Origin of the sequence: Candidatus Tisiphia endosymbiont of Melanophora roralis, from assembly GCF_964026575.1 — a bacterium.
Lineage (GTDB): Bacteria > Pseudomonadota > Alphaproteobacteria > Rickettsiales > Rickettsiaceae > Tisiphia.
Map to the genome: position 1 here is coordinate 843,682 of NZ_OZ032161.1, position 17,912 is coordinate 861,593.

Annotated in this window: 15 protein-coding genes and 1 tRNA gene; 10 read left to right on the top strand and 6 right to left on the bottom strand. The window is 32.5% G+C overall.

All coding sequences use genetic code 11. The features are described from left to right. Positions 1-183 precede the first annotated feature (183 nt). Together AAGD53_RS04130 and AAGD53_RS04135 are read right to left on the bottom strand one after the other, a co-directional pair. Positions 184-951 (bottom strand): NAD kinase, encoded by a 768-nt coding sequence (locus AAGD53_RS04130; RefSeq protein WP_341748486.1) that lies wholly within the window; start codon positions 949-951, stop codon positions 184-186. After that, positions 942-1,610, bottom strand: coding sequence for a phosphatase PAP2 family protein (locus AAGD53_RS04135; protein WP_341762297.1), 669 nt, complete (start codon positions 1,608-1,610; stop codon positions 942-944). Before AAGD53_RS04135 ends, AAGD53_RS04130 begins: the two co-directional genes overlap by 10 nt. A 63-nt stretch (positions 1,611-1,673) precedes the next feature. Between AAGD53_RS04135 and AAGD53_RS04140 the strand changes: the two genes are divergently transcribed. Further along, positions 1,674-3,347 (top strand): ribonuclease J, encoded by a 1,674-nt coding sequence (locus AAGD53_RS04140; RefSeq protein WP_341762298.1) that lies wholly within the window; start codon positions 1,674-1,676, stop codon positions 3,345-3,347. A 57-nt stretch (positions 3,348-3,404) separates the two neighbouring features. After that, positions 3,405-4,727 (top strand): hypothetical protein, encoded by a 1,323-nt coding sequence (locus tag AAGD53_RS04145; RefSeq protein ID WP_341762299.1) that lies wholly within the window; start codon positions 3,405-3,407, stop codon positions 4,725-4,727. Positions 4,728-5,015: 288 nt separating this feature from the next. On the opposite strand, the gene tsaB is transcribed toward AAGD53_RS04145, so the two are convergent. Continuing rightward, complete coding sequence (tsaB, locus tag AAGD53_RS04150) at positions 5,016-5,693, bottom strand: tRNA (adenosine(37)-N6)-threonylcarbamoyltransferase complex dimerization subunit type 1 TsaB (RefSeq protein WP_341762300.1); 678 nt, start codon at positions 5,691-5,693, stop codon at positions 5,016-5,018. Positions 5,694-5,746: 53 nt separating this feature from the next. Between tsaB and AAGD53_RS04155 the strand changes: the two genes are divergently transcribed. Next, positions 5,747-7,174 carry a phosphomannomutase/phosphoglucomutase gene (locus AAGD53_RS04155; RefSeq protein WP_341762301.1) on the top strand — a complete coding sequence of 476 codons (1,428 nt, stop codon included), beginning with the start codon at positions 5,747-5,749 and terminating at the stop codon, positions 7,172-7,174. Between the two features lie 111 nt (positions 7,175-7,285). On the opposite strand, the gene AAGD53_RS04160 is transcribed toward AAGD53_RS04155, so the two are convergent. Then, positions 7,286-7,885 carry a bifunctional (p)ppGpp synthetase/guanosine-3',5'-bis(diphosphate) 3'-pyrophosphohydrolase gene (locus AAGD53_RS04160; RefSeq protein ID WP_341762302.1) on the bottom strand — a complete coding sequence of 200 codons (600 nt, stop codon included), beginning with the start codon at positions 7,883-7,885 and terminating at the stop codon, positions 7,286-7,288. Between the two features lie 211 nt (positions 7,886-8,096). Here AAGD53_RS04160 and AAGD53_RS04165 point away from each other — a divergent pair, with 211 nt between their 5' ends. Together AAGD53_RS04165 and AAGD53_RS04175 are read left to right on the top strand one after the other, a co-directional pair. Then, positions 8,097-8,225 carry a hypothetical protein gene (locus AAGD53_RS04165; protein ID WP_341762303.1) on the top strand — a complete coding sequence of 43 codons (129 nt, stop codon included), beginning with the start codon at positions 8,097-8,099 and terminating at the stop codon, positions 8,223-8,225. 456 nt (positions 8,226-8,681) lie between these two features. Next, positions 8,682-9,335 carry a queuosine precursor transporter gene (locus AAGD53_RS04175; protein WP_341761044.1) on the top strand — a complete coding sequence of 218 codons (654 nt, stop codon included), beginning with the start codon at positions 8,682-8,684 and terminating at the stop codon, positions 9,333-9,335. A gap of 343 nt (positions 9,336-9,678) precedes the next feature. On the opposite strand, the gene AAGD53_RS04180 is transcribed toward AAGD53_RS04175, so the two are convergent. Then, positions 9,679-9,753, bottom strand: a tRNA-Gln gene (locus AAGD53_RS04180). 236 nt (positions 9,754-9,989) lie between these two features. On the opposite strand from AAGD53_RS04180, the gene AAGD53_RS04185 reads away from it, so the two are divergent. The 5 genes from AAGD53_RS04185 (at position 9,990) to AAGD53_RS04205 (ending at position 15,091) form a co-directional block, all read left to right on the top strand. Next, entirely contained in the window at positions 9,990-10,691 is a 702-nt protein-coding gene (locus tag AAGD53_RS04185) for a VirB8/TrbF family protein (RefSeq protein WP_341762304.1), read from the top strand. Then, a complete protein-coding gene (virB9, locus tag AAGD53_RS04190; protein ID WP_341762305.1) occupies positions 10,688-11,434 on the top strand; it encodes a P-type conjugative transfer protein VirB9 in 747 nt (248 codons plus the stop codon). The genes AAGD53_RS04185 and virB9 overlap by 4 nt, the downstream gene beginning before the upstream one ends. A gap of 237 nt (positions 11,435-11,671) precedes the next feature. Continuing rightward, positions 11,672-12,028, top strand: a complete 357-nt coding sequence (locus AAGD53_RS04195; RefSeq protein ID WP_341763417.1) for a Na+/H+ antiporter subunit C — start codon at positions 11,672-11,674, stop codon at positions 12,026-12,028. Then, the gene (locus AAGD53_RS04200; RefSeq protein WP_341762306.1) at positions 12,025-13,539 is read left to right on the top strand and encodes a proton-conducting transporter membrane subunit; all 1,515 of its coding nucleotides are present in this window, start codon (positions 12,025-12,027) and stop codon (positions 13,537-13,539) included. Before AAGD53_RS04195 ends, AAGD53_RS04200 begins: the two co-directional genes overlap by 4 nt. Before the next feature lie 82 nt (positions 13,540-13,621). Further along, positions 13,622-15,091: a proton-conducting transporter membrane subunit gene (locus tag AAGD53_RS04205; RefSeq protein ID WP_341762307.1), complete on the top strand. Its 1,470-nt coding sequence runs from the start codon at positions 13,622-13,624 to the stop codon at positions 15,089-15,091. 468 nt (positions 15,092-15,559) lie between these two features. Here AAGD53_RS04205 and AAGD53_RS04210 read toward each other — a convergent pair whose 3' ends face one another. Next, complete coding sequence (locus tag AAGD53_RS04210) at positions 15,560-17,560, bottom strand: hypothetical protein (protein ID WP_341762308.1); 2,001 nt, start codon at positions 17,558-17,560, stop codon at positions 15,560-15,562. Positions 17,561-17,912: the final 352 nt, after the last annotated feature.

Sequence of the window (17,912 nt, forward strand, 5' to 3'; positions counted from 1 at the left end):
AGGTTGACGAAGTAATCTATATGACAAGCTTCATGGATTGCCACGCTCACGTACATTCGCTCGCTAATAGACGTATAGGGAAACTGTATTTACTAACTTTTGACAGTTATGACCAAAGTGACTCCTCGCTAATAGCTCTAGGCTATTCTCCCTATAACTTTTAAATGTTATACGTAAGGTGAATTACTCATTAAATTGCTCTTTAATAATTCGATTTTCAAGGCTATTTTTTTTATCAAATAATAACTTTATTTTCTTGTTTTTTACAGATTTAATTAATACTGACTTAATATTATCAAACTCTTGAAAATCTGCAGCTGCATTTACTGGTCTTTTATTACTTTCTAAGATTTCAAACTTTATAGTAGTAGAAAATGGTAGTAACGCACCATGCCAGCGTCTTGGACGGAAAGGACAAATTGGTGTGAGGCATAATACGTTTGACTCAAGTGGCAAAATAGGACCTCCAGCAGATAAGTTGTACGCACTACTGCCAGCTGGGGTTGCAACCATTGCCCCATCGGCTACTAATTCACTCATACGCTCAACTTGATCAATTTCGATCTTGAATTTAGCAGCTTGGTTGGTTTTACGAAATATTGATACTTCATTAATAGCTAGGGCAGTATAGGTTTTATTGTCTATGCTTTCTGCTTGCATTTTTAAAGGGTATAAATGAGAAATTATAGATTCTTGTAAATTATCCATTAACTTTTCAACAATAACTGGATTCATTAAAAACCCAATGTTACCAGAATTAATTCCATAAAAAGAAACATCAAGATGCATATAACGATGTATCGCATGTAGTAATTCCCCGTCCCCTCCAACTACAACAATTATTTCTGCTTCTTCTACCTTACAAAACTTATAAACTAGTTCAAGCTGTCTAACTAGTCCTAATGATTTTGTAGAACTATTATAAACAATCGCAATTTTATTTAAATTAATTTTAGTTTTTGCCAACATAAATACAATAAATGATTAATTGTTAATATAACAACACAAGAAGCCAGTACATCACTTAAAAAATGCCCTCCCATTAATATACGACTTAGTCCAACTAATGTACCAAAAATCAATGTAATACTGTAAATTCTTGAGAAAAATATCAAAGGAGCAACATAAGCAAGATTAGTTAAGCTATACGCCATAGCTGCATGGCCTGATGAAAATGAGCAATTATGTAAACATTCATTAGAGATTGAGAAGGCTCTAGTAAAATTTTTTGTACCATTAAACTCTTTAATCTGCAGCGGACGAGCCCTACCAAAATTTTCTTTAAATATATAATTTACTAGTAGCCCAGGACCTATTGCTGTAGATAAAATTATATAAATGCTTCCTGAAATAATAAGCCTATTAAAAGTTTTGTACTTAACAATTAAGTAAAGTAGGTATAATAATATTACTATAGTCAGTAGTTTAGTTAATATGGGAATAACTTCAAATAATAATTGTATAATATTATTGTTACGATAGATAAATCCATTATTGCTGTCGTAGAATAATTTTGAGAAATCTATATCCAAATTAGGAAATAGTATAGTTAATAATGAAACTATACCAAAGGTGAATATACTAGTATAAACTAAATTAGTATTAATCATAGACTACAAGCCAAAAATAAGTTATAAAAGTATACTCAAACCCTACATAATATAGAAGTTAATATGTCATTCAACATTAAAAACCATAAAAATGATTTACTATTTTTACCACTTGGTGGTGCAAATGAAATAGGCATAAATGTCAATCTATATCATTATCAAGGAAAATGGTTGATGGTTGATTGCGGTAGCGGTTTTGCCGATGATTATTTACCAGGTGTTGACATGATAATTGCTGATATTAGCTTTATTGAACGCTATAAAAAAGATCTAGTAGGTTTAGTTCTAACTCACGCACATGAAGACCATTTGGGAGCAATCCAATATTTGTGGAGTAGCCTAGAATGTCCAATATATGCCACTACCTTTACAGCAAATTTTCTAAAACTTAGATTAGCAGAATATGATTTTGCTAAAACTATAAAAATTCATGAAGTAAAGCCTTCGGCAAAAATAAATCTTGATCCATTCCAACTAGAGATGATACCGCTAACCCACTCAGCTCCAGAAATGCAGGCGATTATGATACGTACACAAGCTGGCAATATTCTCCATACAGGAGACTGGAAATTTGATAATGATCCGGTACTTGGTAAGAAAGCTGATGAAGCTCTACTAAAATCTTATGGTGATGAAGGGGTTCTAGCTTTAGTCTGTGACTCAACTAATGTATTTAATGAAGGAACTTCTGGCTCGGAAGGAGACGTACGTAAAAGTTTAGTAGATATTATCGCAGGTTGTCCTCAGATGGTTGTGGTAACAACTTTTGCCTCAAATTTGGCTCGTCTTGAGACCCTAATTCACGCAGGTCAGATGGCAAAAAGAAAAGTTGTCCTATCGGGAAGAAGTTTGCATAGAATTTTGCTTGCAGCACAGGAAAGTGGTTATATGAAAGATATTGCCCCTTTGATCGATGAACGAGATATAGCAAGATTTAAAAGGCAAGAACTTTTAGTTATTGCTACTGGTTGCCAAGGTGAGCCTCTAGCAGCTACTGCAAAAATGGCAAATAATAGTCACCATAGTATAAAGTTAGCTCCTAAAGATACAATTATATTTTCTTCAAAAATTATTCCCGGCAATGAAAAGAAAATTTTCCGTATGTTTAATATTTTTGTAAGGTCAGGAGTTGAAGTGATAACTGAACGAGATCACTTTGTCCATGTTTCTGGGCATCCAGCAATTGACGAACTCAAACACATGTACTCTCTAATTAGACCTCAGATTTGTGTACCAGTGCATGGTGAGCCGGTACATATACATGAGCAAGCAAAATTAGCTCGTAAAAATGGTATAAAACACGCTATTGAGGTAGAAAATGGTAGCTTATTATTACTTGATCCTCATAATCCTCGTATTTTATCCAAGGTAACAACAGGTTATTTAGCCGTTGACGGCAATTATCTTTTACCAGCAGAATCATCAATTTTTAGAACTCGTAGACGTATGCGTGATTCTGGTATAGTAGTGGCAAGTTTGGTAATAAATAAAAATGGTAACCTTAATTGCAGACCTATTTTATCTATGCCGGGGCTTCTTGACTCTGACGATGATGCACAGCTAATTAATATGATTAAAGATGATATTACTGAAACGATAGAAATTCAGAGAAAATCAAAAGGTAGCATTCTCAATGAACAGATTGAGAATGCTGTAAGGTCAGCTATTCGTAAAACATTGAAACATGAGATAAATAAATCACCTATTATCATAGTCAATGTGGAAAAAGCTTATTGAAAACTAGTTTATTAATCTAGTTTATTGCATGCAAGTTAACTAAGGAGATATTATATTATGAAATCACATAGTTTTACATCTGATGATGCTGCACAAAATATAGATAAAGACTTACAATATATAGCAGAGTCCTTTGATCCTAAACATGACAAAGATTATCAAAAAAATCCTAGGTCTAGTGAAAAACAGGTTAACAAGGATATAGAACGTGGTGTCTTTTATCTTGAAACCCAAGATGGACAGCTAGTAGACTTACTAGCTAAGTGTAAGTCAGCCAAAGGTCAGGACCATAAGGTAACTTATCAAGATATGCATGATATATTAACAAAGGATTATCATTTATCAAAAACACAAACAGAATATATTTTAGCTGCAAATCACCAAGGTAGTATAGCTGGTGCTATAGTTGGATTCTCTAAGTTGCAACTAAAAGCATTTGATAACTATGGATATGATCCTGGAAGTGAATGGCTAAGAAATGGCAGTATGTCCAAGATCACTATAGATAAAGATCATAACGTATCATATATCGGTGGACAAAATATCATGTTTGATTGTAGTATGGATGCTTTCTTGCCAGATAGTGACCTTAGGAAGATGATGGGTACGGAATTTAATAGCCAAGATTATATGGCTGTAAATATTACCGCTACGTTAGGAAAAGCAGGAGATTATGAATTAACACCGCAAGTAGTAATTGATGTAGCCGGCACTGGTAAGATTGCTGATCGATTTATTAGTGATATACAAGCAATCCAAACAAATTGTAAGAAAAAAGACTCTCAAGCAATTATTGATAGTAATAAGGGTTTATCGAGAGAGTTATTAACTGTTCCTCTTAATGAGCAACAATATAAAACAGATATGAAAGAAAGAGTTGCAAAAATCATATCAGATGAAGAAGTAAAGCCGCAAACAATAAGCACATTTAAAAAAGCAAATGGTGCTACAGAGGCTTTATCTGACATATTGATAGAGCGAATTGATCAAGCAATCAAAACTCAAAAAGATACAAAGACAGGGAAATTAAGTTCACAGTCCATTAATGACATTGCTAAAAAAGCTGCGGAACAGTTAAATAAGTTTATCGATAATCCAAATAAATATACAGTAAAGAAATTTACTAAGCAATTAGTAAACGATCGAGCTGAATCATCGAATACGATAATACCAAGGAAAAATTTTATTAAAAGAATTTGTGAATATTTAAAAGACAAATGGCATGGATATTCTGATGACAAGAGCAAACTACCATTGGCTGAACAATTGAAGAATGAAGCAAAATTTGTTGGGCAAAAAGCAAAATCACATATGTCATCTAAAGCACCAACGTCACCACCTCCACATAATGAAAAGACGGAAGGTAAAGGAAGAGGTTAAGAAATTTTTAATAGACTTCTTGCAACCTCAATTTCGGATTAATTTCATTAATCCGAAATTGGAATGAGAAAGTAAACAATCAGGCTTAAAGCGGTTTGACGCCTGATTGTTAAATATTTCATTTGCTAATAATCTTATTTTTATTGATATAAAAATAAGATTATTAGCGATAATAGATTAAAATGCATTCGTACCAGCCGCTTCAAGAATGCATTTTTCTGATGTTATAGCCAGTTTTGGATTAAAATTAAAAATTTTAATCCAAAACTGAGGTTTGTAGTAGTAGAATTATGTAAGAACTCTAATCTTTGCATCAGCTGGTCTAATATATAACGGCTCTATGGAGTTAGAGAAATTGTGCTTCCTTATTTTATCGGCTATATATTTACATATATGCAGTGCCTTAACTCTAGTAAAACGAGGTAAAATTGTTAAATTTTTTATATCCCTAATCTTGTCGTATATCATCTCTACCCCGCTACCTGCACAGACATTAATAGTAGCATCTTCTGTATTTAATAACTCCACAGCTTGGTCATAATTTATCAGTGATGGAATAGAAGCTTGTTCATTTTGGTCAAAAACTTGGCTATATAATTGCCCTCTATATGCATTGAGAAAAATAAAAATTTTATTATAATTTTTTACTTGCCTGCTAGCCATCCACCAAGAAAACTCAAAATTAGATATAGTAGTGCCTATTATATCTGTACTTAGCAAAATGCCTTTTGCCACTGATAGCCCTATTCTAATGCCTGTAAAACTGCCAGGGCCGTTTGTAACGGTCAAATAATTTAAGTCATGATAAGAAAGCTTTGCTATTTTCAATGCTTCTTCAATCATTGGCACTATAGTTTCAGCTTGCATAGAAGACCTTAATTCCTCAATATAGGCTAGAATAACCTGATCTTCAGAGATTGCAACAGATGCACTATTATTTGCCGTATCAAATGCTAAAATTTTCATTTATAATATAATCAATATTTCAAGTTTTGTAAGTATACTCAATTATAATAACAATGGAAATAAATAGAACAATTTTTAGACTGTACGACATTCGTGGCAGCAGTCTAATAGATATTAATCCAACTATTGCTTATAAAATTGGCTTTTGTTTTACCAAAATGCATATATCCAAGCAAGGGAACGAAATATTTATAGGACGTGATGGTAGATTAAGCTCCCCTGCCCTTTACCATGCTTTGGTTAATGGCATTATTTCAGCTAAGGGGAAGGTTAGCTCAATAGGTATTGTCCCCTCCCCTGTTTTATATTTTGCTGATAAAATATTTAAGCCACAAGCTAGCATAATGATAACAGGATCCCATAACCACAAAGATGATAATGGCTTTAAGTTGTTATCACAAGGCAAGCCTTTTTTCGACCAACAAATACAAGATTTACTGAATAATATTCTAAGCCAAGATTGGTCCACCAATCTTATTATACCAAAAAAATTTCTAGCACTAAGTAATATACGCAATTTAAATGTTACCGATAAATATCTAGATAGGATTTTGCAAGGAATAACTATAGCTCCTCAAATAAAAGTCGCATGGGATTCTGCCAATGGTGCGGCTGGAAATATTATTGACTTATTAGCATTAAGATTACCTAACAAAAATATCGTTATAAATTCACAAATTGATGGTAATTTTCCTAATCACCACCCAGATCCAACTATTCCCAAGAATCTAGAACAACTAATAGAGATAGTTAAGACTCAGGATTGCGATATTGGTATTGCATTCGATGGGGATGGAGATCGTATAGGCATTGTAAGTAAGAAAGGACGAATAATTTTAGGCGACCAAATCCTTGGTATATTAGCAAAGGATGTAATTGATCAAAATCCAAATGCAACTATTATAATGGATATCAAATCAAGCAGTAGCATATTTAATCAGATTAAGTCATATGGCGGAAACGTGATAATGTGGAAAACAGGTCATTCATTTATCAAAGATAAGATGCAAACAACTAAGGCGTTACTTGGCGGTGAAACTAGTGGTCATATATTTTTTGCTGATAAATATTACGGATATGATGATGCAATTTATGCCGCCCTACGGTTTGTTGATTTATTATCAAGGTCAAAAAAAACTTTGGACGATATGATAGATGAGTTACCTAAATGTTATAGTACCCCTGAAATTAAGATTTCTGTACCAGATAACCTTAAATTTGATATTATTCAGCAAATAAAAGAGGATTTAAACAGCAGAAATATTAGTTTCAACGATATTGATGGTATAAGGGTTGACTCACATAATATGCCCAATGAATTTCAAGCCAGTAAATTTCAAAGGTATGCATGGTGGTTACTAAGAGCTTCGAATACTGAAGCTAAAATTATTGCTAGATATGAATCAGATAGTTTGGAAGAACTAAATAGTATAAAATTAGAGCTTTCATCTTTACTAGCCAAATATGGTTTGAAGCTATAGCTAACCCAAAAAAATTTGGGCATATACCCCCATTCGGGATAAGAATTAGTTAATTCTTATCCCGAATTCGCGTTAAGCACATATTTTAGTTACTCAATAACACTATGCACTTCATACTTTACGCAAGTTGTCTTGATAAATACGATAAAGATTTATAATTGTTTGCTCATAATCAATAAGTTCTTGTATAGTCCAATTAAAATGGGTAAAGATGTCGTACGCTTTATTTAGCTCAGTATTAATATCAGCTACATTCAATATACCAGTAGGCAGTAACTCTCTTATCTTTGCTGCCTGCGTCTTTTTATATTCATCGTGATTTGCTGTACCAAATTCTGCCATATCATGCATCTCATTGGTTCGTACCTGCATTTCCACATCACGTTTAGGGTTGCCGACACTCGTAACAATATGCAAGGAACGATAACCATTATCTTTAGGATAATCAATATAGTTCTTTTTCTCTGTTGTTTTAACAGAATAGATGCCACAGATAATGTCCAACACTTTATAACAATATTCTAGCTTATCAACTATAAATCTAAAAGCCACTAGATCCGTTAATTCGTTAGTCTTTAGTATCATCTTATTTAAGGCAGAACAAGGGTCTTTTAATCTATAATATGTTGTTGCTGCTATATCATTTTCACTTAGCTTAGTACTAATAATATCAGCTATTTTACGTAAATCGTTAGTATCTTGAGATTGCATATTTGATATTCTAGTTGTAGTGAATTTGTTTTTAAAATAATATTATGGTAGTCTTTGATGCTAACAAATAAAAATAAGCTTGTCAATTGCTAGAAAATCATTTATTGAACAAGTATATAGGCAATTATACCTACTAAGAGTAAACATATACAACCTAATGTGTTTGGTACTCAAGCCTAGCAAACAAAAAAACTCATAATAAATTATTACAATGGCTACAAAGAAGCCGAAGCATGATGAAGTTGTTAAAGCAGCCACAGAATCTCGACCTGCAGCGGACGATGATGTACGTGAGGAGCAGAGTACCGGAAGCATGAATAAATTACCAGCAGAAGTATAGTTTTGCAAGATATCTAATAGACTTCTTTCGAAACTCGCTTATGCTGAGGGATTTGAAGGAGACGCGGAACGCAGAACCGCAGCGTACTCTAATGTACGTGAGGATTCGAGTACCGCATCGACGTACAAATCACCAGCAGAAGTAGAGTTTCGAAAGAAGTCTAATGAACTAACCTTAATTACGGGACTTATACCATTTCCGAAAACTAATCATCACGTCGTCGTACTTTATGATCTCCACTCCTCACGTACTAATGTACGCTGTGCTCCTCGGCTTGAACACTCCTAGCACTTGTTGATTTTGATTCTATCGTCTACCAACTCTTCATTTACAAGCAGTATAATACAACAAGCTTTACCATATATAAATAATTTTATAAGTTGAATTTTAGGTAAACTTATTTATTTTAAATTATAGTTTTTACTCAAAATATTCTTAATTTATGATTCCAAAAACATGACCATAGATGAAAAAATTTATATTACTATATGCGTATTATTTGCAATTCTCATTGTAATAGGTAATTTAATATATCAAAAGTTTGTTTTCTTACCAATATTACCTTTTTATACTTTTGAACTTTCTGTAGGCGCGATAACATACCCATTAACATTTTTACTTACTGATTTAATTGTTGAATTTTATGGGAAAACCAAAGCTAATTTCTGTGTTAAACTTGCACTAGCTATGAATATAATTGTTGTATTAATTATAGCAATAATGGATAGGTTAAATGCCACAGAATGGTCTAAAATCGATAATATAACTTTTCATAAGGTTTTTGGGTTATATAGTATTGCTTTCATAGGCTCAATTATTGCCTGTTACACTGCTCAACTTATTGATATTACAATTTATTTATGGATACGTAAAGTCACTCATGGTAGATGGCTATGGCTTAGGAACAATGGCAGTACAGCAATTTCGCTATTTATAGATACTTGTATTGTTATTAGCTTCATGAGTATATTTGGAGTGCTACCAATAGATCGTATGTGGTCACTTATAGTGAACAGCTATTCATTTAAACTTTTCTTCACAATATGTAGCACTCCTTTATTTTACATAGGAGTTAGCATAATAAAATATGTTACTAAATATAAAAGTTAATTTTTTTATTCCCCTATAAATTGTTCTCGTATCTCACACAAGTCATTTTTTACTTACATCTATCAATAACATTCTAAAATGACCAATATTTATAACATAACCTTGTATGGATCTCCCGTAAAATGCAAGAAAAAACGCATATTCCTAGTTAGAATTTCTTGCATATTCTTTGTTTACCTAAAGAAATAACATACAGAGATCGAAAGCAAGCTAGATTCATTAATTGATTTAAGACTTGGTGGTGAAGTTAGTAAAGAAGAACCTCAAACTAAACGGTCAGAAGCTAGACTATACCTTGCGTCCACCGTTTGATATGTTCACAAAATGCACTGAAATCAGAGAATGGCTGGGGCGGATGGATTCGAACCACCGAATGACGATACCAAAAACCGTTGCCTTACCACTTGGCTACGCCCCATCATTAAATACTAGTGTATAAGTGTACACTTAGTATACACAGAGCTTATAACAACAAACATTTCTTGAGTCAAATACTCTTTTTAATTTGACTATTCTTAATACGATTTTTATTGGTATTGTAGACACAAAATTAGCTTTTTGCACAGGCTAAAAGAATAATTTTTATAAAAAATTATAACATCTTTTCTAATATGTGTTAGAATCCGATATAGGTAAGCAATTATTTTAAAGCTAATGGATAAGGTGTTAAGTTCTGTTCAAGAATATATTAAGTCTGGTGAATATTTTGTTGATGCTAAAAGATGGTATAATTTTAAATATATATATCCACTTGTACACAGAACATTTTTGTTGATATTTAGTGTAGTTCTTTTTGTATTATTTCTAAGTGTGGTGATTAATTTTGAGACTTTATTACCAGTAAAGCGTCAGGTGAGATACGCAATTAGTGCTAAATCCCTTAAAAGTGCAACAATAACTAACGCTAATCATATTAAGCATAATGCAATTAATTCTATTGCAGATATTATGATTAGAAATTACGTTATACATAGAGAATCATATGACTATGATTTACTTCGTCCTCAGTATATATTTATGCAGAATAACTCTACGCGTATAATATTTAGACAATTTGCCAATTTTATGAATATTGACAATCCATTGTCTCCAGTTATGCGTTACCAAAAGTCCTTAAAGCGTTCTGTTAATATATCATCAGTGGTTTATCATAAAAATAATAAGGCTGAAGTTACATTTACATCTTTGGCAAAAAACGCTTCTAATGATATTTTAGAAAATATGGTGTGGCAAGCTACAATAAATTTTGAAATAGATGCAATTAATATACATCTACCGCCTAACTCAAGATTTAATTTTGCTGTCACTGGTTACAAACTTAAGTTAATAGAAGATAAAAGTAAAAAAATAAGATGAAGCAACTAATAATATTTTTTGTAGTAGTATTTTTTGTAAATACTGCGTTAGCCGTTAGGGAATCTAGACCAATGCCGATTGATAGTAGAATTAGGGTAATGGTTTATAGTCCTGATGATGTATTTAAGTTTACTGGATATTATGGTTATCAGGCTAGTATAGAGCTAGCAAAAGATGAAGAAATAGTTAGTATTTCCATGGGAGACACCACTTCTTGGCAAATAGTACCAGCGGGTCATAGGATCTTCATTAAACCGATGGAACAAGATGCTACAACTAATATGACGCTTATTACTAATAAGCGAACTTACTTTTTTGAACTATATGCTACAGAAGCCTTAGATATGAGGGATCCAGATATGGTTTTTAATTTAAGGTTTATTTATCCTGATGATGAGAATTCTGGAGATCACTTACAAAATTACGTTACATCTTCAGCTAACCTTGATTTATCGCATCCTGAAAAATATAATTTTAATTATTCCATAAGTGGTAATGAATCGATTGCACCAATTAAAATTTTTGATGATGGAGTGTATACTTACCTACAATTCAGAGATAAAAATGCTGAGTTACCAGCTATTTTTGCAGTTGATGAAGCTCTTAGAGAGTCGATGGTAAATTATAGACTCTCACAAGATAACGCTAATATGGTGATTATTGAACAAGTATTTCACAAGCTGTCAATACGTCATGGTAAAAAAATAGTATGTGTGTTTAATGAAGCATTTAAGCCGTATTAAACTTATAGCTAAATAGTTAACCTGATTAACATTTAGCCATAGTGAACCGGTGTCATTGCGAAGAAACGTGAGTCGACGAAGCAATCCATTTTTGGTTACTTTTATGGATTGCTTCGTCGCTACTAAACTAGCTTCTCGCAATGACGTTTGTGAATTTGGTGTAATGTTATTCGGGTTAACTATATGCAGGAAGTCTATTAATTAAGTTAAGCAATAATGTTTTTAGAAACTATATATATCTCAAAAATTTTATATTTTTTTACACTGTTAGTGTTAGTTAGTGGTTTATTTATAATGTTAACTAGTGATAATTATGTTCGTAAAATTATTGGGCTTAGTGTAATGCAAAGTTCGGTGCTAATTTTTTACCTTATGCTTGGTAAGGTAAATGGAGGTATTGTACCAATTGAACGTACAATACTACATAGCTATTCAAGTCCACTCCCTCAGGTGTTAATGCTCACGGCTATTGTTGTTGGGTTTGCTACTTTATCATTAGGTCTTAGCTTGATTTACCGTATTTCTAAGCAATTTAATACTATATCAGAAGGTGAGATTAATTTTAGCGAAACGACTAATGATCGAAGTGAATGACATTAATTAAACATTTTCCCGCTCTGCAAGTATTGCTACCATTTTTTGGAGCGTTATTCTCAATACTCACTTTTCGCTATAGGCTAGCTACTCGAATTATAGCAGTTATATCGATTGCACTAAGTTTATTTTTAAGTATTTACGGTTTATCTGTAATTAATAAAGAGGGCGTATCATATAATTTTGGTGATTGGCATGCCCCTATAGGTATTGAATATCGGCTAGACTATCTGAACCAACCTATAATTATCTATATTAATTGCGTATTATTATTTTTTCTAATCTTTTGTAACAAATTGGTTACAAATACCATACTTAGATTTCTTGATAGAAAAAGACAATCGTTATTTTATGCAGTTTTATTATTTGCCCATAGCGGCTATCTTGGTATTGTAAGTACTAATGACCTCTTTAATCTTTATGTATTCATTGAAATATCTTCATTAAGTAGCTATGTATTAATGGCACAGGGCAATAATCCTAGGGCTGTTATCGGTGCTTTCGATTATCTTATGCTTGGTACTGTCGGGGCTACTTTGATATTAATAGGCATTGGATTTTTATTAAGCAGCACAGGCAGCCTTAATATGTTAGATGTTTCAGATATCTTGCAAAATTCTACTTCTGCTGGTAATTTGGATGTCGCTCCGGTTCTGCGTTCCGTGGCTCCTTTAAATTCCTCAGCAGAAGCGAATTTTGCAAGATATCTAACGCTTCTTAAGACGCATTATGACTCCAAAATAGTGATGCTAGGCATTAGTTTTTTTCTCATTGGCTCTATACTAAAAACAGCTTTTTTTCCTATGCATTTTTGGATGATCAGGACCTATAGTTCAGCTGCTCCTGTTATTCTGACATATCTTGCTAGTATATCCAGTATAATTGGTATTTATATAATCTTGAGGTTCATTCATTTTACTATTGATTACAATGTGATCATTAAGTATCTATCAAATTTTATCAGCTTAATAGCTTTGGCAACTATTATTTTATGTACATATTTTGCTTGCAGAAGCCAAAGAGTCAGAAATATTGTTATATATTCTTCTGCGGTGCAAATTGGTTATATGTTTTTGCTTTTAGTTATTCCTAGAGGTGAATCACTGTTATTTCCCTTTTTGTTTGCTGATAGCCTTAACAAGATTGCTTTATTTCTGCTCATTGCTTATTCTGATATTTCGAAACCATTTAGTATGTTATGGCGTATTTTGGTAGTTTTTAGTCTAATTTACAGCTGTGGTTTACCAATAAGTAGTATGTTTTTCATTAAGATTAGTATTTTCGAGTTGTTGATTGTTGAAAATATGTGGTTAGAGTTTGTTATTGTTGTCATAAGTTCTGCTATGTCGTTACTTTATCATTATAAAATTGCCAAAAAACTATGTTGGGATCACTACGATTATACACAATTAAAATCGAACACTAAGTATTGTGGACTAATTTTTATTAGTATAATGCAATTTTTTCTACCAATATTCTTACCTTTTTTAGGAGTCATGAAAACGATATGAGATATAGTGCTTCCATCGCTTGCAGACACAACATCGGGAAAAGTTCAAATACCCCTGAGTTACAGCCACTCGGAGAGCAGTAATGTATTCTGCTATTACCCCTAGTTTTTTGATTTCATCGACTTTACTGCTAGCTATCCTAAATTTAGTAGCTCCCCTTATCAGTAATAGTAATAATAACACCCGTAACTCTTTATTAATTACCATTAGCAGCTTCTTTTTTGTCAATATTTTAATTATTGACTGGTTGTTTCTGAAAGGCGTAAAAGCAAATCTGTCAATAAACATATATGGTAATTTTTCTATAGGGCTGCATTTAGAAGCACTCAGTCTCATTTTTTTAACTTTGCTGAGCTTTTTATGGATTTGTGCTTTAATTTATACAACCAAATATTTGGCAATCAATAATATCGATAATTCAAGTCGTTTTCTATTCTTCCTTAATCTAAGTGTGTTATTTGGCGGGATGGCAGCATTATCTTCGAATCTTTTTACTATGTTTATTTTTTATGAACTATTAACATTATCAACTGCTTCACTAATTGGTCACAGTGGTGGAGATAAAGTTATGGCAGGGGTTTATAAATATTTAAAAATATTAATGATTTCAGGGACATTACTATTCTTGCCAGCACTAATAATTATTTATGCTAAAGCAGGTCATGGAGATTTTACATCGCAAGGTTTTATCAAATATTATTTCTCCAAGAATCAAACAATAATTTTGTTATTAATGTTTATTTTTGGTATATCAAAAGCAGCTTTATTTCCTGTACATCAATGGTTACCAGCCGCGATGGTAGCACATTACCCAGTAAGTGCCTTACTACATGCTGTGGTAGTTGTTAAAACTGGACTTTTTTGCATTTATAAAATTCTGATGTATATTTTTGGTCTTAAATATTTACAATCTCTTTTTGTAGAACTTAACTGGGTTATTTTCTTACCAATTATAACTATAATTTATAGTTCTTTCAAAGCATTAAAGAGCGATAATATTAAGAAGATCTTAGCCTATTCTACCATTAACCAATTATCTATAGCTTTACTTAGTAGCTTCATGTTTACATCAAAATCTATGGGAGCTGCTATCCTACATTTATGTTCACATTCATTTACTAAAATCTGTTTATTTTATGGGATGGGAAGTATTTATAGCTTAAAGAATACCAATCAAGTCTCTGATCTTATAGGTACTGCTAAAGAAATGCCCAAAACTAGCTTTATGGTACTCATTGCCAGTTTATCCTTAATAGGCATTCCTCCTTTTGGTGGTTTTATTAGTAAATTTTATATTATGTTAGCTGCTGCAGAACAAAATCAAATATTAGTTATGGTAGTACTAGCTTTAAGTACGCTATTCTCTGCACTGTATTTAGCAAAGCTGATAATATTTATTTATAAGCCTATTGATAATAATTCTAAAATATTTTCTATAGAAAATAAATTGCCTAATTCTATGCTATTGAGTTTAGTTATATGCTCGTGCATGGTGGTATTATTTTATTTTATACAAATTTTTATTAAGAAGTTTTTTGTATTTATAACTTGAATTCGATGGAGCAAAGCCTATAGATAAAATGAAACCACAAACCAAGCTTAAATGCCATAGTACCCTAAATTTTTCTATAATCGTCATAGCAAGGCTCTTTAGATGCCGTGGCGATCTAGGTAAACAGCGAAACTGTTTTTTTAGAGTAACGCTTCGCGTATCCTAGATTGCCGCGTCGCCGCTTTGCGGCTCCTCGCAATGACATTACTAAATTACAGAAATAAATAGTTGTCATCGCGAGCCACAAAGTGGCGTGGCGATCCAAATAAATAGCTTGCTGTTTTATTTTTTGCCACTGCAACTTTATTGCGAAGCACAGTTAGGCACTGTGGCAATCTTCATTAAGCAAGGCCTCCTTCACAAGATTGCCACGTCGCCGCTTTTTCGCGACTCTCGCAATGACGGTTAATTCTTAAACTGACGTCTATGCACTTTCACAGGGATGGCATCAAAAGTGAAAAATGACTTTTAAATTCCCTCTTCCCCTAATAAATTTATTGTATAATCATCGTGATCGTAATAATAACCTGCATTATGACCTACATCTTCGTTTAAATAGCCTGCATTACCGTTGTGATCATATCTTTCTTTATATGAAATAGTAGCAGTAAATATTTTATTTACAAGATTGAACTCATCATCCGAGTAATTTAATACTAATGCTGTTGATAATTCTGCGTTAAAAGTTCCTTTATCACTGTTTGGATTGCTAAGAAACTCACTTATCTTTTTTATAACTCTATTGATCTGTGAGTAACCTAGATTTAACTCTTGCAGTTTATTGAATACTGGTTTTGTATTAGGGTAATTTTCCAACAATTGTTGAATTTTTACTTTTTCGGCAACTTGAACTGCCTGTAGTTTGTTTGTTTCTACCCTTGCCGCTATATTTGTTGTTGTTTCATTTGCATGTTGCCATGCTTTATAATCCATAGTGTACTCTCTTGCTTTTCCTGTATTTTTTAGTGCTTGGTATTTACTGAGTTCTTGCTCTATAAATATCTGTACCAGTGGCTCTTCGTTTATGCTAGACCAATTTAATGACTTTCCTACACTTATGAATTGCATAATAGCATTTTCTGTACTACTAGAAACTTTTAGCCCATTTTTGTCAAGTTCTGAAAGAAATTTCTCACGTACACTCGATTCACCTGTGATAAGACTAATCAATTTCTGTCTGTCTTGTCCAAAAAGTGACTGTTGAACACAGATATTTCCCAAATAATCTTTTTGTGAAGGATCTTGATAATATTTCTTTAAAAGTATTGTACTGTAACTACTCAATGTTGGTAGTTTGTTGTCTTCAAGCCATTTGTTTATTTTTTTTACCTCTTCATCTGAATTACGTGGTTGAGTTATTGCAGATTCTTGAGGCTTACTTTGTGCTAGGCTTGTTCTAGCTTTTGGTACGGGCGATTGTTGCAATTGTATACCAGCCATACCTGAAATCAATGGGGTTTCCTCTACAACAGGCTTTTGCTCCGGATGATGAAAAGATTGATCATTAAAATAAGATTTTCTTAAGGAAATAATCTGTTGTGTAATCTTTACTCTTTCTTCTAGCATGCATTCACTGTCTATTATACTCTGAATACTACTAATATTACCATATGTATAATATTCTAAAAACTTAGATTCACAATGTTTTTTGAACCGATGTAAGTGAGCAGGTATTGGTCTAAATAAAAGTTTCACTCGTGTTAGAAAATCATTCGCTTGGGTGTGATCTAAACTATTAAAAGCATTGCCCTGTTCAACATTGAAATTGTCAAACTGATGATTTCCTGCACGAGCATCATTAAAATCACCACCAAATCCACCTTGCTCAACCCCACGCTTATAGATTGCCATAGTTCCAAACTCATCCTGTTCATTGAAATCATTATGTATTGGTCTTTGGAGTCGAGCATTGGATAAACTATATAAGGCGTCTTCATCTTCATCATCTCTATCTACATAATTATACGCTGGTGCTTGGGCTTGAGCATTAGGTAAACTATTAAATGGTGGTAACACTAAATCATCTGCTTCATAACCTAAACCTTCTAAGACTTCATTTAACGCATTCTCACTATATATTTTTGGAGCATGACTCTTGTCTTGCTCAAATTTCTGCCATAAACTATTTATCAGTTCTTTTTTAATTTCTATAGCTTGTACGCTCCGTTCAACTTCTGTTTTTATTTGTTTTGCTGCATCTTTTGTTAGTGTAACTGATTTGCCAAATACATTTTGAAATGTTACTGTTATTTCATTATTATTTTCCATCAATTCTAAAGCACGTTCAGTATCATAGTATCGTTGTGCATTCTTATACAATTCTTCGCTCTTCTGCCCAAACATTTGATTTCGTATTTCTCCTATCAACTTACTTAATACGTTAAAATCATTATCATTGTACTCCTGCCCTCTTAGACCATTAGTAAGTTTTAGGTATTGTTCAATATTGAAGTTTTTATTTTTTGCCATAATTTATAATATTTTAAAGTTATTTTTTTTATTTTGATAAACTAATATTACCGGTACAAACGGTTTTTATTAAAAATCCAGCACATTATATGAAGTATTTTAGAAATTGCAAGTATTTTTATTGAAATGTTGAACCAAGGCAGTTTAAAAGTTATAACTAATGATAGAAAATACTAAATTACAGAAACAAATAATTGTCATCGCAAGCCACAAAGTGGTACAACTGTTGAAAGTTTACAAATACCTATACCACAGAGTCTATTAGCGAGCGTAAGCGAAGCAATTGTAAGTTAAAAGTATGATATAATAGATATTGAAGTCAATAGACTTCTTTCGAAACTCGCTTATGCTG

Coding starts and splice junctions, on each gene's coding strand:
- AAGD53_RS04135 (WP_341762297.1), bottom strand. CDS start 1,610: ATGATTAATACTAATTTAGTTTATACTAGTATATTCACCTTTGGTATA.
- AAGD53_RS04140 (WP_341762298.1), top strand. CDS start 1,674: ATGTCATTCAACATTAAAAACCATAAAAATGATTTACTATTTTTACCA.
- AAGD53_RS04145 (WP_341762299.1), top strand. CDS start 3,405: ATGAAATCACATAGTTTTACATCTGATGATGCTGCACAAAATATAGAT.
- tsaB (WP_341762300.1), bottom strand. CDS start 5,693: ATGAAAATTTTAGCATTTGATACGGCAAATAATAGTGCATCTGTTGCA.
- AAGD53_RS04155 (WP_341762301.1), top strand. CDS start 5,747: ATGGAAATAAATAGAACAATTTTTAGACTGTACGACATTCGTGGCAGC.
- AAGD53_RS04160 (WP_341762302.1), bottom strand. CDS start 7,885: ATGCAATCTCAAGATACTAACGATTTACGTAAAATAGCTGATATTATT.
- AAGD53_RS04165 (WP_341762303.1), top strand. CDS start 8,097: ATGGCTACAAAGAAGCCGAAGCATGATGAAGTTGTTAAAGCAGCCACA.
- AAGD53_RS04175 (WP_341761044.1), top strand. CDS start 8,682: ATGACCATAGATGAAAAAATTTATATTACTATATGCGTATTATTTGCA.
- AAGD53_RS04185 (WP_341762304.1), top strand. CDS start 9,990: ATGGATAAGGTGTTAAGTTCTGTTCAAGAATATATTAAGTCTGGTGAA.
- virB9 (WP_341762305.1), top strand. CDS start 10,688: ATGAAGCAACTAATAATATTTTTTGTAGTAGTATTTTTTGTAAATACT.
- AAGD53_RS04200 (WP_341762306.1), top strand. CDS start 12,025: ATGACATTAATTAAACATTTTCCCGCTCTGCAAGTATTGCTACCATTT.
- AAGD53_RS04205 (WP_341762307.1), top strand. CDS start 13,622: ATGTATTCTGCTATTACCCCTAGTTTTTTGATTTCATCGACTTTACTG.
- AAGD53_RS04210 (WP_341762308.1), bottom strand. CDS start 17,560: ATGGCAAAAAATAAAAACTTCAATATTGAACAATACCTAAAACTTACT.